12 protein-coding genes are annotated in these 13,639 nt (G+C 60.9%); 4 read left to right on the top strand and 8 right to left on the bottom strand.

Annotated features, from left to right (window positions below; translation table 11 throughout):
- Positions 1-344: 344 nt before the first annotated feature.
- Together BLW69_RS13750 and BLW69_RS13745 are read right to left on the bottom strand one after the other, a co-directional pair.
- The gene (locus tag BLW69_RS13750; protein ID WP_092662693.1) at positions 345-1,673 is read right to left on the bottom strand and encodes an NAD(P)/FAD-dependent oxidoreductase; all 1,329 of its coding nucleotides are present in this window, start codon (positions 1,671-1,673) and stop codon (positions 345-347) included.
- A gap of 111 nt (positions 1,674-1,784) precedes the next feature.
- Positions 1,785-3,161 (bottom strand): aspartate aminotransferase family protein, encoded by a 1,377-nt coding sequence (locus BLW69_RS13745; protein ID WP_092663424.1) that lies wholly within the window; start codon positions 3,159-3,161, stop codon positions 1,785-1,787.
- A 360-nt stretch (positions 3,162-3,521) separates the two neighbouring features.
- Here BLW69_RS13745 and BLW69_RS13740 point away from each other — a divergent pair, with 360 nt between their 5' ends.
- The 3 genes from BLW69_RS13740 to BLW69_RS13730 are packed head-to-tail and all read left to right on the top strand — an operon-like array spanning position 3,522 to position 5,844.
- Entirely contained in the window at positions 3,522-4,187 is a 666-nt protein-coding gene (locus BLW69_RS13740; RefSeq protein WP_092662691.1) for a haloacid dehalogenase type II, read from the top strand.
- Between the two features lie 9 nt (positions 4,188-4,196).
- The gene (locus tag BLW69_RS13735) at positions 4,197-5,474 is read left to right on the top strand and encodes an NAD(P)/FAD-dependent oxidoreductase (protein ID WP_092662689.1); all 1,278 of its coding nucleotides are present in this window, start codon (positions 4,197-4,199) and stop codon (positions 5,472-5,474) included.
- 16 nt (positions 5,475-5,490) lie between these two features.
- A complete protein-coding gene (locus tag BLW69_RS13730) occupies positions 5,491-5,844 on the top strand; it encodes a cupin domain-containing protein (RefSeq protein ID WP_092662688.1) in 354 nt (117 codons plus the stop codon).
- Positions 5,845-5,935: 91 nt separating this feature from the next.
- Here BLW69_RS13730 and BLW69_RS13725 read toward each other — a convergent pair whose 3' ends face one another.
- From BLW69_RS13725 to BLW69_RS13705, 5 genes are all read right to left on the bottom strand, one after another.
- On the bottom strand, positions 5,936-6,784 hold the full coding sequence (locus BLW69_RS13725; protein WP_092662686.1) for a GNAT family N-acetyltransferase: 849 nt from the start codon (positions 6,782-6,784) through the stop codon (positions 5,936-5,938).
- Between the two features lie 150 nt (positions 6,785-6,934).
- Positions 6,935-7,861: a 2-hydroxyacid dehydrogenase gene (locus tag BLW69_RS13720; RefSeq protein ID WP_092662684.1), complete on the bottom strand. Its 927-nt coding sequence runs from the start codon at positions 7,859-7,861 to the stop codon at positions 6,935-6,937.
- A gap of 67 nt (positions 7,862-7,928) precedes the next feature.
- Complete coding sequence (locus BLW69_RS13715; protein ID WP_092662682.1) at positions 7,929-9,143, bottom strand: M20/M25/M40 family metallo-hydrolase; 1,215 nt, start codon at positions 9,141-9,143, stop codon at positions 7,929-7,931.
- A 26-nt stretch (positions 9,144-9,169) separates the two neighbouring features.
- Positions 9,170-10,321 carry an acetylornithine deacetylase gene (gene argE / locus BLW69_RS13710; RefSeq protein ID WP_092662680.1) on the bottom strand — a complete coding sequence of 384 codons (1,152 nt, stop codon included), beginning with the start codon at positions 10,319-10,321 and terminating at the stop codon, positions 9,170-9,172.
- 21 nt (positions 10,322-10,342) lie between these two features.
- Positions 10,343-11,797: an NAD-dependent succinate-semialdehyde dehydrogenase gene (locus BLW69_RS13705; protein WP_092662678.1), complete on the bottom strand. Its 1,455-nt coding sequence runs from the start codon at positions 11,795-11,797 to the stop codon at positions 10,343-10,345.
- Positions 11,798-11,959: 162 nt separating this feature from the next.
- On the opposite strand from BLW69_RS13705, the gene BLW69_RS13700 reads away from it, so the two are divergent.
- On the top strand, positions 11,960-13,003 hold the full coding sequence (locus BLW69_RS13700) for a tartrate dehydrogenase (RefSeq protein ID WP_092662676.1): 1,044 nt from the start codon (positions 11,960-11,962) through the stop codon (positions 13,001-13,003).
- A gap of 53 nt (positions 13,004-13,056) precedes the next feature.
- Here the strand turns inward: BLW69_RS13700 and BLW69_RS13695 are convergent, their stop codons facing one another.
- Positions 13,057-13,536 (bottom strand): Lrp/AsnC family transcriptional regulator, encoded by a 480-nt coding sequence (locus tag BLW69_RS13695; protein WP_092662674.1) that lies wholly within the window; start codon positions 13,534-13,536, stop codon positions 13,057-13,059.
- Positions 13,537-13,639: the final 103 nt, after the last annotated feature.

Below are 13,639 nucleotides of genomic sequence, written 5' to 3'. Positions count from 1 at the left end.
CAACAACGCCTGCCTCGTAGGTGAAGGCACTCGGCATTGTCTGACGGCTCGGTGCACAGGATCACAAGTGCGGGTTACGGCTGGAGACTTCGCTCCAGCCTCGCAAGTAAAGTAATCCCCGACGCAAAACACCCGCAGCTTGTCGCTACGGGTGTTTTTCGATAATGATGATTTGGTTGCGGGGCCCGATTGCACCGAGACTTGTAAAATCGGCCGCCTTGATGGAGTTCGCACGGTCGGCAATTCCGCATTCGCCAAACCACTGATGACACGCGTGAAATCGCTCGCCCTGCCACCGACCGTTCGTGAAGCCGCTACCTTGCACGTTGAGAAGGCAGATGCCGCTAGAATTCGGAAACCTTGCCCCACGATCCCTTGGCGAAACGTTCCAACCTATAATTGGTCAGGTCGACGAAGGTAGCCTGCCCGGTCAACATCTGCGCGACAAGGAGGCCGGCACCGGGACCGATGCCAAACCCGTGACCGGAAAACCCGGCCGCGATCATCAGGCCCGGAATCTTGTCCACCGGGCCAATCACCGGCACGCCATCGGGCGTGCTGTCGATGTAACCGGCCCACGTGGCCTGAACGGGATTGGCAGAAAGGCCGGGTAGAAGTTTTCTTGCTCGTGCAAGCGTATCCTGCGCAATAGCGCGGTTCGGCTTCGGGTCGAGAATACGGGCCCGCTCCATGGGCGTCGGCCGGTCGAGCTTCCAGATGCGGCGCGTCTCGTGTTTCCAGCCCCAGCCCTGCAGACTGCCCGCAGAAAGGTTGCCCCAGCGACGGGTGAACATCGGCAGGAAGGCTTTGGCGTATCGAATATTCTGCGGCGTCGGGTCGAGCTGCGCCCGGCCGGAAACCGCCAGCGTCCAGCCGCCATCGCCGCGCGCGGTGATCGACACATCTTTTGTATGAAGCGCTGGTGGAATGTCTCCGGCGGCACCCGGACCAACAGAGAGGATGGTCGAGCGCGTCGATGCCTGTGGCATTCCGACGCCAAGCTGGTGGCAGAAGGACGATGCCCATGCCCCACCTGCAACGACGACCTGCGACGTAGCGATGGTTCCCTTTTCCGTCACCACGCCGCTGACGCGACCGGCGGAAAGTTCGACGCCGCGCGCGGCGCATTCCTGCAAGACTGCCCCACCATACTTGATGACGCCGAGCGCCAGAACGGGTGCGGCACGCGATGGATCGGCAATGCCGTCATCCTGCGAAAACACGCCGCCCTTCCAGATCTTGGCCGTCGCTCGACCACGCTCAGCGGCTTCCTGCGGCGTCAGCATGGCGGTGCGCACGCCTTGGGTGACGGCAAAGTCGCGCCACTTCGCCCAGCCGGCGATTTCGCTTTCGTCATCGGACAGATAGGTCAGACCGCAACGGCGGAAACCGGTATCCTCGCCAATCTCGGCTGCGAGCGCATCCCATAGTTCGAGGCTTTTGGTCGCCATCGGCAGTTCGCGGGCATCGCGGTTCTGCTGGCGGCACCAGCCCCAGTTCCGGCTCGATTGTTCCGCGCCGATCCGGCCCTTTTCTAAGAGCACGACACTGACGCCGGACCGCGCCAAATAATAGGCGATCGAGGTGCCGACGATGCCGCCTCCGATCACCACCACATCAGCGCGGGCCGGCAGATCGGTTCCGGTGGCAATCGTCATCAGGGGCGCGGGCATAAAACTCTCCAGGCAAAACAGCAATGGTCTCGGCGTGCGACCCTATATGGTCGCCGTGAAATGCGGATCACGCAGCGGCAACGGTCGCGGCGTGTTCCTGTTCAAAATGGTCTAGCCCAATTGCGCACGTACATCCGCGTCCTCGAGCGTCAGGTCAAGCACATGCCGGGTGCGCTCGATGATGGCGTCGATTTCGGCTTCGGTGCAGCACAGAGGCGGCGCATAACCAATGACACCCCAGGCAAAAGCGCGAATGACAAGGCCGGCATCCCAAGCGCGCTCAAAGATACGCGTCGAAGGCAGGGATGCAGCGGGCAGCGGTGTTTTCTTGGCCTTGTCGGTGGTCAGCTCGATCGCGGCCAGCATGCCGCGACCTCTCACATCGCCGACCAGCGGATGATCCTTCAGTGACTGGAGACCTGCCTGCAGGCGCTCGCCCATCAGGCGACCGTTGTCGAGCAGTCCGCCCTCATAGAGGTCGAGGACTGCGAGACCAACGGCAGCCGAGACCGGGTGCGCGGAATAGGTATAACCATGGCCAACGACTGCCTTGCCGGCACCGTCGGCAATCGTCTGGTAGACCTTTTCCGACAGGAACACGGCACCCATCGGCACATAGCCAGAAGTCAGGCCCTTCGCTGTGGTGATCATATCCGGCACGATGCCGTCTTCGCTCGAAGCAAACATCGGGCCGGTGCGGCCGAAAGCGGTGATGACTTCGTCGACGACGAAGAGAATGTCGTATTCGGTGCACAGATCGCGCATTGCCTTCATCCAGCCCTTGGGCGGCACGATGACGCCGCCGGACCCTTGGATCGGTTCGGCATAAAATGCCGCGACGCGTTCCGGCCCGCCCAATTCCTCGATCTTTGCCAGAAACTGTGCCTTCGAGTGTTCGATGATGGCGGCAGCATCATCACCCACCGGGTTGCGGTAGGGATAGGGCGACGGGATCTTGTGCTGCCAGTCATAAGGCACGCCGAAACCGGCATGGAAAGCGGGAATGGCGGTAAGGCCGGCGCCGGCGGTCGAGGAGCCGTGATAGCCGTATTCCAGCGTAACGAACAGGTCCTTCTGCGGCAGACCGCGCGCGTGCCAGTAATACCGGACGAACCGCACCGTGCTGTCGACAGCGTCGGAGCCGCCGAGCGTGAAATAGACATGGTTGAGGTCACCCGGCGCATGATCGGCCAGACGTGCCGCCAGCCGGATTGCCGGTTCCGAACCGAGGCTGAAATAGCCGGTGGCATAGGGCAGTTCGCGCATCTGCTTCATGGCGGCCTCGACGACGCTTTCCTGCCCGTACCCGGCATTGACGCACCACAGGCCGGCAAAACCGTCGATCAGTTCCTTGCCCGAAGCATCGCGCACCGTGGCACCTTGTCCCGACGTCAGCACGCGCACGCCGGCCGCTTCATGACCACGCCAGCTGGCGACCGGATGGATGAGATGGCGGCGATCGAGTTCGACAAGAGAATTGGACAGCATGATCATTTCCGGTTGTTGCGCCCGACCTGCATCGTTCAGATGAGCAGTGGCGACCTTTGATATGGCCCGATTATCCGGCCCGGAACGCGCACTGTTCGGTTGATTGACCGGCTGCCACGAAAGATTGCGCTGTTCGTGATCGATGATGCCAAAGGATATGCCGGCGCAGCGCAAAGCAGATGGCAATGGCGGGACAGCGTTCGCGCGGCTCCCGCAAGATCCTATCGCCGCGGCCTCGACATACGGTGTTTTGTGCTTCTTCCGACCCGCAATGCGGCCGGTCCATCTTCAAACAGGCCATAGGATTTGTGTCAGGAGCCGCGAAGGCTCGCCAACGCTCGCAACACAGGAATTCCCGCCATGACTTTCCGACCGAAGTTCGTCACCTTCGATTGTTACGGCACGCTCACCAATTTCGACATGGCGGGCGCCGCACGACGCATTTACGGCGATGATCTGGCCGAACCTGACATGCTCGCCTTCATCAAGAGCTTTTCCGCTTATCGTCTCGACGAAGTTCTCGGCGCGTGGAAGCCTTATGCGGACGTGGTTCACAATGCCGTGGAGCGCACGTGCAAGAAACATGGCGTGCCGTTCAAGGCCGAAGATGCAAAGCGCATCTATGAGGAAGTTCCAACCTGGGGTCCCCATGACGACGTACCGGCCGGCCTCGCGGCCGTTGCCAAGGAGATCCCGCTCGTCATCCTGTCCAATGCGATGAAGAGCCAGATCATGTCCAATGTCGAAAAGCTCGGTGCGCCTTTCTTCAAGGTGATCACTGCGGAAGAAACCGGCACCTACAAGCCGCAGATGAATGGCTTTGAATACATGCTCGACGTTCTGGGTTGCGGGCCGGAAGACATTACCCATGTCTCCTCGTCCTTCCGCTACGACCTGATGACGGCGCATGATCTCGGCATCAAGTCAAAAGTCTGGGTCAACCGCAAACACGAGCCGGCCAACCCGTTCTACGAGTATACCGAGGTCAAGGGCATTGGCGGCCTGCCGGGCGTGTTTGGCCTTTGAGGATGTGACATGAAATACCTCTCCTACTGGCACGATACGGCGCCCGCCTTCGATGCGGCATCGAAAGATGCCGCTGGCGGCAGCTTTGACTATGCGGTCATCGGCGCGGGCTTTACCGGGCTGGGTGCTGCCCGCAAGCTGGCTCAGGAGGGGCATTCCGTCGTGGTGCTCGAAGCCGAAACTGTCGGCTTTGGGGCATCGGGCCGCAATGGCGGCCATCTCAACAACGGCATCGCTCACAGTTACGGCCATGCCCGTGAAACCTTCGGCCCAGACAAGGCACGTGCTATCTACAAGGCGTTCGACGATGGCATTGCCACGATCGAGCGGATCATTGCGGATGAGAAAATCGACTGCAATTTCCGGCGGTCCGGAAAGCTGAAGCTGGCCTCCAAACCGGCGCACTACGAGGGCCTCGCCCGCAATTTTGAGGCGCTGCACAAGGATGCCGACCCGGATACGGCAATGCTCAGCCGCGCCGACCTCATCAACGAGGTGCGTTCCGACGCCTTTCATGGCGGCATGTTGCAGACAAAGAGCGCGATGATGCATATGGGCCGGTTCGTCAGCGGGCTTGGAACAGCCGCAGCCCGTCACGGTGCCGTCATCCACGAGGAGACACCCGTGACTTCGCGCGAGCGTGACGGCAATGTCTGGCGGCTGAGGACGCCACGCGGCGAAATTTCGGCAGGCAAGGTTCTGCTGGCGACCGGCGCCTATACCACCGCTGCTTTCCCCTTCTTCCGCCGCCGCATTATTCCGGTCGGCAGTTTTCTGATCGCCACCCGTCCGCTGACTGATGCCGAGGTGGCGGCGACGGTTCCGGGCCAGCGCACCTACGTCAACACCATGAACGTCGGCAATTATTTTCGCCTGGCGCCGGACAACCGGCTGATATGGGGCGGGCGGGCGCGTTTCTCCGCCAGTTCGGACCAGCGTTCCGATGCCAAGGCCGGCGCAATACTGCGCGACAGCATGGCAAAAATCTTTCCGCATCTGGCCGATATCGACATCGATTATTGCTGGGGTGGTCTGGTGGACATGACCAAGGACCGCTACCCGCGCGCCGGCGAGGCCGAGGGCCTCTATTACGCCATGGGTTACTCCGGCCACGGTGCGCAGCTTGCCACCCACATGGGCGAGATCATGGCCGACCTGATGACAGGTTGCATCAACCGCAATCCCTGGGATGGCCTCGCCTGGAACGCAGTTCCCGGCCATTTCGGCAAACCCTGGTTTCTTCCCCTGGTCGGCGCCTATTACAAGGCGCTCGACCGCTTCCAGTAATTTTCAGGAGCAAGACATGAGCCTTCTCATCAAATTCGACCAGTCGAAACTCGGCACGCCGGTGACACGCAAATGCGACCCGGAAAAGCTGGTGGAGGGTGATCCGACCTACAGCACATGGGCATTCGAGGATGCCCGCAACGGTGAAGTGATCACCGGTATCTGGGAAGCCACGCCAGGTTCAAACCATTCCATCAAAGGCGAGAAGTTCGAGTTCTGCCACCTGCTAGAAGGTGTCATCGAACTGACTGAACAGGGCCAGGAGCCGCGCATTTTCCGCAAGGGCGACAGTTTCATGATGAAGCCAGGTTATGTTGGCATCTGGAAGACCATCGAAACCGTGCGCAAAATCTACGTCATCGTCGGCTGAAGCCGACCCACGCAGCAGAATCCCCAACGACTTGACCCGGAAACATCGCTGTCTCCGGGTCTTTTTTGATCACTGCACTATCGAAGAAAAATCAACACAGCGCCTGGCTGGCCAGCGCATAGACACGCCCGCCGCCGTATGGGGTGGCGCCTTGTGCGCCGGGCCGGGTCATTGCGATACCGCCGCCGACATGGGCAAGGCCCGCGGCTTCGACCAGCGCGACATCCGCCGCCGCATCGGTAAGATCCACACGCAGGAACTTTCCGTCATGGCGTGCGATGGAGGCTGCAAGCAGCGTCCTGAAAGCTTCTTCGTCTCGCGCAACCAGCGGCCCGAGTATGTGGCCGCGTCCAAACGGGCGGCAGGAGGCAAAACCGCGCAGACCGTTTTGATCCCGCGACAGCAGAAAGGGCTTTTCCTCGATCAACAGCTCCATCAAGGCGCGGCGGTCGAGGCCCTGGGCTGCCGTATCGAATGCGATCAGTTCCGGTAAGTCGGCATACGTCACCTCAGCGACCTCGGCATCAATGGAGGCAGCGCTGACAATGCCCTGATACTGACGGATCTCGCCGGTCGCGACGAAACCGAGTTTCTCATAAAGCGGCAGACCTGACTGTGTGGCGATCAGTCGGCATTCGCGACCACCGGCACGTTCCAGCAGCTTTTCCACCAGCCGGCGCCCGACACCAAGGCCGCGCATTGCCGGATCGACAATGATCATGTTGCAGGTAGCCGCCGTATCACCGTAAGGCGTGAGCAGCGCCGTTCCCATCAGTTTGCCATCACACACCGCGCCAAAACCCTGGCTGATTTCGAGCAGAAACTGCCAATCTTCCAGACGATGCGGCCAGGCTTCCTGCTGGGACAGACGCTGCGCCTCGACTGCATCGGGAGGTCCGAGGTCGACGATGTTGATGTCAGAAGCGGTAACGGTCTGCATGAAGCCTCCACTGCGATAACATCCGATCCTCGCATGAGGCGGCAGTTGCAGGTCGCCGGGGATGGATGCCGTTGCCGCATTTTCTGCCAAGTCTCGAACGTGCTGCGAACGTTGCTGCCACAAGGCATGTGCGACACCCGACCATCCGGATCAATATCCGTGCTTCGGATCGACCAGCCCCTTCGGCAGTTCGCCGTTCAGATGCCGGCGGATGTTGGTGATGGTCGCCTCGGCGGCGCTTTCCGGGCGGCTGTGGCCGGCGATATGCGGTGTCAGCACAACATGCGGATGCGACCACAGACGGTGGCCGACCGGCAGCGGCTCGGGATCGGTGACATCCACGAACGCACCGGCGAGATGGCCGCTGTCGAGTGCTTCAAGAAGTGCGTCCTGATTGAGATGGCCGCCACGGCCCGCATGCACGAGGCCGGCACCCTTCGGCAATTGTGCGAAAAGTGTCGCATCGAGGATATGGCGCGTTTCATCCGTCAGCGGCAGGAGGCAGACGAGGATATCGGTTCCGGCCAGCATGTCGCGCAGGCCATCGGCGCCGTGGTAGCAATCGACGCCGTCGATGGTTTTGGCGGTGCGGCTCCAGCCAGCCAGCTTGAAACCAAAGGGGCGCAGCGCATTGACGGTCGCCATGCCGAGTTCGCCCAAGCCGAGAATGCCGACCTGCCGCTCGTCAGGCCAGACGAAATCGCGGGTCTTCCAGATTTCCTGCCGTTGCTGCGCGAGAAAGGCCGGCAGGTCGCGGTGCAGGCCGAGAACGCCCATCACCACATAATCGCGCACCAGCGTGGTAACGCCCTCCTCGATCATCCGCACCAGTTTTGCGCCCGGCGGGATATCGACGGCGGTCATCTGGTCGATGCCGGCGCCGGTCGAGAAGATCAATTCGAGATTGGGGTAACGCCTTGCGAGATTGTCCGGAAATGTCCAGGCCATCAGATAACGCACATCGGCCGGATCAGCCTCTTCCACCGAGCCCGCAAAGCCGACCTCCGGCATATCGCGGCCAAAAATCTTGCGGAACGTTTCTACACGGCCGGGATAGGACAGGATCTGAAAGGTCATTGCTTCTCCAGTTAGGTGCACAGGGCTGCCCGCCTTGGGCGGACAGCAATAAACCATATGACCTGGCTCAATCTTCCAGATCGGTAATGCTGAGGATCACAGCCAAAAGCGCATGCAGTGAGCGCAGTTGCGGTTCACGATCCACGTCGATCCATTCCTCGAGCGAGTGGGCACGGCCGCCGACACCCGAGCCGGAACCGATGCAGACCGCCGGCACGCCGAGGCTGATCGGAATATTGGCATCGGTGGACGATGCCGTCAGGCGCGGTTCGAAACCGAAAGCCTTGATCGCATCGAGACTCGACGTGATGATTGGCGCATTGTCGGCAACGGCGCCTGCGGGGCGGTGGCCGATGCGCATGGCCTCGACCGTTACCTTGCCGGTAGAGATGTCGGCACGGGCGTTTTCGGCAGCGACCGCCTTTTCCAGCAGGGCATGGAATTCGCCATCGATGCGGTCAAGCTCGGTTTGCGACACGGAGCGCAGATCGAGTTCGAACCACACGGTTTCGGGCGTCGCGTTGATCGAGGTGCCGCCGCCGAAGACGGAAGGGGTCGCGGTGGTTTTGGGTTCCGTCGGCAAATGCAGTTCCGAAAGCCCCGTCAGCACTTCGGCCATGGCATAGGCCGGATTGACCGTGCCGAACGCGCCATAGCTATGGCCGCCCGGACCATTGAAGGTCACGCGGTAACGATAGGAGCCGACCGCCTGATTGACGATGCGCGCCGTTTCCGGGCCATCGACGGAAATGAAGCCGTCGATGCGGTCTCGATACTGGCCTTCCGTAAACAGATGGCGGATGCCGCGCAGGTCACCCTTGCCCTCTTCGCCGACATCACCGACTAACAGGATCGTTTTTTTCGGGCGTATGCCGGACTGCTTGATGGCGCGCATCAGTGTCAGGTTGGCGGCAAGGCCGCGCGTGTCGTCACCGACGCCCGGTGCGAAAAGTTTGGTGCCCTCACGGCGAACGGTAACATCGGTGCCTTCGGGAAAGACCGTGTCCAGATGTGCGGCCACGACGAGATAACCGTCATTGCCGGTGCCGCGGATCAGGCCGCAGACATTGCCGATCTCGTCGCGTGCGGCCTCTTCCAGCCCGGCTTCCTGCATCATTTCCAGATAGGCGGCGGCCTTGCGCTCTTCCCTGAAGGGGGGAGCGGGGATCTCGGTCAGCGTGATCAGTTCGTCGACGAACCGGTCATAGCCAGCATCGATATGGGTAAGTGCACTCTTGAAACCGGCGTGGTCGAGCACTTTGCGGGTAATGTGATTGGTCATGAAATGGCTTTCTTGAGAATCTGGCGTCAGACGTCGCGACACAATTCTGCACCGAGCCTGCGCAGCATCGTCAGACATTCCTGCAATTCGGACAGAAGAATGAATTCGTCCGGCCCATGCGCCCGCCCGATATCGCCGGGCCCGCAGATGATCGATGGGATGCCGGCCTGATGGTACAGCCCAGCCTCGGTGCCGTAGCTGACGGCCTGAACCGAGGGGTTGCCACTCAGCCGCTCCATCAGCGCGACAAACCCGCGATCCTCGCAGGGCGGCAGCGCTGGATAGCTAGAGGTTTCACGCCATGTGGCCGACAGATTGCGCCCTGCCGCCTTCGCTTCGGCGTTCAGCGCGTCGATACGGTCGATAATCGAGACGCTCAGCGAACGCGGATCAATGCCCGGTATGGCGCGCGCTTCGAATTGGATTTCGGCGCTGTCGGGAATGATATTGACGGCAGCGCCGCCGTGTATCACGCCGGCCTGGCAGGTAGAATGAGCCGGTGCGAACCGCTGGTCGAAAGGCCCATCCCTTTCCATTGATTGCGCCATCTCACGGATATGCACCAGCATGTCGGCTGCGGCATATATGGCATTTTCGCCGAGCGCCGGTTTGGAAGAGTGACCCGCCTTGCCGGTAAAGTGCAGCTCCAGCGACTGTTTGCCCTTGTGAGACAAGACCGGCCGCATGCCGCTCGGCTCGCCGATGATGGCGCCCACCGGTGGGGCGCAAAGCTCCGGGAGCCGGGCAATCATGTGGCCGACGCCGCGACAGCCAATCTCCTCGTCATAGGAAAACGCCAGATGCACCGGGCGGCGCAGGGGCATGGCGGCAAACTCCGGCACCATGGCCAGAATACAGGCAAGAAAACCCTTCATGTCGGTGGTGCCGCGTCCAGTCATTTTTTCTCCACTTACGGAGAGCCGAAACGGATCGGATGCCCAGACCTGATTGTCGACCGACACGACATCGCTGTGGCCGGACAGGATGTAACCCGGCTTGCCGCGCGGACCTATTGTTACGAACAGGTTGGCGCGGTCGCTTTCCGGTCCCGGCAGAACCGTCACGTCGATGCCGTCATGCGACAGGTGTGACCGTAGGCAATCGGTCACCACAGTATTTGGCGTGCCGGGAAGTGACGGGATGGCGACCAGATCGGAGAGTATTTCCTGCACAGACATCCGCGTCCCCATCTTTGTCAATTACAGTCCGCCGATATGAAAGGTCTTGGTCTCGAGATATTCCTCGATACCCAGTTGCGAACCTTCCCGCCCGAGGCCCGACTGCTTGATGCCGCCGAAGGGGGCGACTTCGGTCGAGATCAGCCCGGTGTTCAACCCAACCATGCCGGTCTCCAGCGCCTCACCGACCCGGAAAGCTCGTGCCAGATCGCGGGTGTAGAAGTATGACGCGAGACCGAAAGGCGTGTCGTTGGCAATCGCGATCGCCTCTTCTTCCGTTTCGAAACGGAAAAGCGGCGCCACAGGCCCGAAGGTTTCTTCCTGGGCGAGCATCATCTGCGTGGTCGCGCCGCTCAGAACCACGGGGGTCACGTACTGCGCGCCCTCTGCGCTAGAAGCCGCCGAGGAAATGACCTTGGCACCCTTGGCGAGCGCATCTGCGACATGGCGGTTGATCTTCTCCACGGCGGCCGAGTTGATCATCGGGCCGATATCCATGCCATCCGTCAGGCCATCGCCGACCTTCATTGCGGACACACGTGCCGCCAGCTTTTGCGAGAAGGCGTCGTAAATGCCGGCCTGGACAAGAATGCGGTTGGCGCAGACGCAGGTCTGGCCGCCATTGCGGAATTTCGACTGCAACGCACCTTCAATGGCGAGATCGAGATCTGCGTCATCGAACACGATAAACGGCGCGTTGCCGCCGAGTTCCAGCGACAGGCGCTTCACTGTGCCGGCGCATTGCTGCATCAACAGCGAACCGACGCGGGTCGAGCCTGTGAAGGACAGTTTGCGCACCACAGGGCTGGAGGTCAGCACGCCACCGATCGCCTCCGGCTTGCCTGTCAGCACATTTATGACACCGGCCGGGATTCCGGCCCGCTCGGCCAGAACGCCAAGCGCGAGCGCCGACAACGGTGTGAAGTCGGAGGGCTTGATGACGACGGTGCAGCCGGCAGCCAGTGCCGGCGCGACCTTTCGGGTGATCATCGCGTTTGGGAAATTCCACGGTGTGATGATGGCGCAGACGCCGACGGCTTCCTTCATCACCATGATGCGGCGCCCGGCTGTCGGCGACGGGATAGTGCTGCCGCCGATCCGGCGGGCCTCTTCGGCAAACCATTTGATGAAGGCATTGCCATAGGCGATTTCGCCACGCGCTTCGGCAAGCGGCTTTCCCTGTTCGAGCGTCAGGATGCGTGCCAGATCTTCCGTGTGCTTGACAAGCAGCGCTGACCAGCGTTCCAGAAGTTTCGCACGCTCTGCGGCCGTGCGGGCGCGCCATTCGGGAAGGGCCTTTTGCGCAGCGGCAATCGCCTGCGCCGTATCCCCGGCCGTACAGTCGGGCACCTCGGCGATCACCTGTCCATCGGCGGGATTGACCACCGAGATACGTGCGCCGTCCGACGCATCACGCCATTCGCCGCCGATCAGGAAGCCGGTCTGGAAAAGAGAGGTATCAGAAAGCCCAAGCATGAAAACATCCTTTCGTCTTGATCCATATGTGCAACGTCGGGCGCGAACGATCATGCGGTTCTTTTCCAGCGCCGGGCAGAATATGCTGCGCTCGTCGAAAAGACCGGCAGCAAATCACGGACAGGTCTGCGACCCTTGCGACAAAGACATGAGGAGACATGGATGGGTGCCCACAAGATTGCATTGATCCCCGGCGATGGGATCGGAACACCGGTCACTCAGGCCGCATGGCAGGTGATTTCACAGGCCTGCGCGCTCGATGGCGTGGAGCTGGACGGCACCTGGTTAGACTGGTCCTGCGACACTTTTCTCAAGACCGGACGGATGATGCCGGAAGACGGCATTGAGACATTGCGCGCATTCGATGCCATATTGCTCGGTGCCGTCGGCTGGCCGCAGATAGTGCCGGACTCGGTTTCGTTGCACGGATTGCTTTTGCCCATCCGCAAGAATTTCACCCAGTACGCCAACATTCGACCGCATCGCCTTCTGCCGGGCGTGGTCGGCCCGTTGCGCACTGAAAATTTCGACATTCTCTGCATCCGGGAAAACACGGAGGGTGAATATTCCGGTGCTGGCGGCCGGGTGCATCAGGGCACGGCCGATGAAGTGGCGGTCGAAACCTCGATCTTTACCCGCAAGGGCGTCGAGCGAATCTTGCGTTTCGGTTTCGAGCAGGCCCGGAAACGGCGCGGCAAACTGGCATCGGTGACAAAGTCGAATGCCCAGAGATATTCGATGGTGTTCTGGGACGAGGTCACCGATCAGCTAGCCGCCGAATATCCGGATATCGAGGTGTCGCGTTATCACGTCGATGCGATTGCTGCCCGCTTCGTGATGGCGCCGGAAACACTGGATGTCGTTGTGGCTTCCAACCTGTTCGGCGATATCCTTACCGATCTCGGTGCTGCCATCCAGGGCGGGCTGGGTTTTGCGGCGTCTGCCAACATCAACCCGGACCGCTCTGCCCCGTCCATGTTCGAACCTGTCCATGGTTCGGCACCGGATATCGCTCATCTCGGCATTGCCAACCCGATCGCCGCCATCTGGTCCGCGGCGATGATGCTGGAACATCTGGGCGAAACCGCATCGGCCGCTCGGGTCATGGCGGCCATCGAGGCGAACACGGCAGCCGGCATCGGCACGACACCCGGACAGAATTCGACGGACGAAATTACTAGGGCGGTCAGCGACCGCATCGTCTGATCAGCAACGACAGGACGAGCGCCTGCCGGTCCGACTGGCGGGCGGATTCATCTTCAAGACTCGGGAAACAGGGTGCGCAGCGGCAGGTGGTGTTTCACGAAGGGTGATTTCATCACGATGAAGCTGAAATACTTGTCGATGCCGATCTCGGCCTCAAGCAGACGCTCCATCAATTCCTGATAGTCGGAAATACTGGCCGTCACGAATTTCAACAAATAGTCATAGCCACCGGAGATAAGGTGGCATTCTATCGCCTCTTCAACCTTTTCTATTGCTTGCTGGAAGCGCGAAAAATCGTTCTGGCGATGGTTGCTGAGCGTAACTTCGGTAAACACCGTGACGGTGGGCCCGAGTTTTGCCAGATCGATATGGGCGGAATAACCGGTGATATAGCCGACCTGCTGCAGCTTCTTCACCCGCATCAGGCAGGGGCTGGGCGACAGGTGAACTAGGTCGGCAAGTTCGACATTCGTCAGGCGTCCGTTTTTCTGCAACTCGTGCAAAATCCGAATGTCGATGCGGTCAAGCTTCACGTCTGTACCCTTGCGTTATCCGGCCATCCGGCCATCGCGTGCATGATATCGGGGAGTTTGCGATCCAGCCAGAGCAGAAGTCACGTCTCTCCACCGGTGGAGG

It is taken from the genome of Rhizobium sp. NFR12, from assembly GCF_900108545.1.
Taxonomy (GTDB): Bacteria; Pseudomonadota; Alphaproteobacteria; order Rhizobiales; family Rhizobiaceae; genus Neorhizobium; species Neorhizobium soli.
The sequence above is the reverse complement of the archived record's forward strand: the minus strand, read 5'-3'. Positions and strand labels throughout refer to the sequence as shown.

What these genes read in the sequence shown, in the direction of transcription:
- BLW69_RS13720 (WP_092662684.1), bottom strand. Translation starts at nt 7,861, where the DNA reads ATGACCTTTCAGATCCTGTCCTATCCCGGCCGTGTAGAAACGTTCCGC.
- BLW69_RS13745 (WP_092663424.1), bottom strand. Translation starts at nt 3,161, where the DNA reads ATGCTGTCCAATTCTCTTGTCGAACTCGATCGCCGCCATCTCATCCAT.
- BLW69_RS13700 (WP_092662676.1), top strand. Translation starts at nt 11,960, where the DNA reads ATGGGTGCCCACAAGATTGCATTGATCCCCGGCGATGGGATCGGAACA.
- BLW69_RS13750 (WP_092662693.1), bottom strand. Translation starts at nt 1,673, where the DNA reads ATGCCCGCGCCCCTGATGACGATTGCCACCGGAACCGATCTGCCGGCC.
- BLW69_RS13735 (WP_092662689.1), top strand. Translation starts at nt 4,197, where the DNA reads ATGAAATACCTCTCCTACTGGCACGATACGGCGCCCGCCTTCGATGCG.
- argE (WP_092662680.1), bottom strand. Translation starts at nt 10,321, where the DNA reads ATGTCTGTGCAGGAAATACTCTCCGATCTGGTCGCCATCCCGTCACTT.
- BLW69_RS13705 (WP_092662678.1), bottom strand. Translation starts at nt 11,797, where the DNA reads ATGCTTGGGCTTTCTGATACCTCTCTTTTCCAGACCGGCTTCCTGATC.
- BLW69_RS13725 (WP_092662686.1), bottom strand. Translation starts at nt 6,784, where the DNA reads ATGCAGACCGTTACCGCTTCTGACATCAACATCGTCGACCTCGGACCT.
- BLW69_RS13715 (WP_092662682.1), bottom strand. Translation starts at nt 9,143, where the DNA reads ATGACCAATCACATTACCCGCAAAGTGCTCGACCACGCCGGTTTCAAG.
- BLW69_RS13730 (WP_092662688.1), top strand. Translation starts at nt 5,491, where the DNA reads ATGAGCCTTCTCATCAAATTCGACCAGTCGAAACTCGGCACGCCGGTG.
- BLW69_RS13740 (WP_092662691.1), top strand. Translation starts at nt 3,522, where the DNA reads ATGACTTTCCGACCGAAGTTCGTCACCTTCGATTGTTACGGCACGCTC.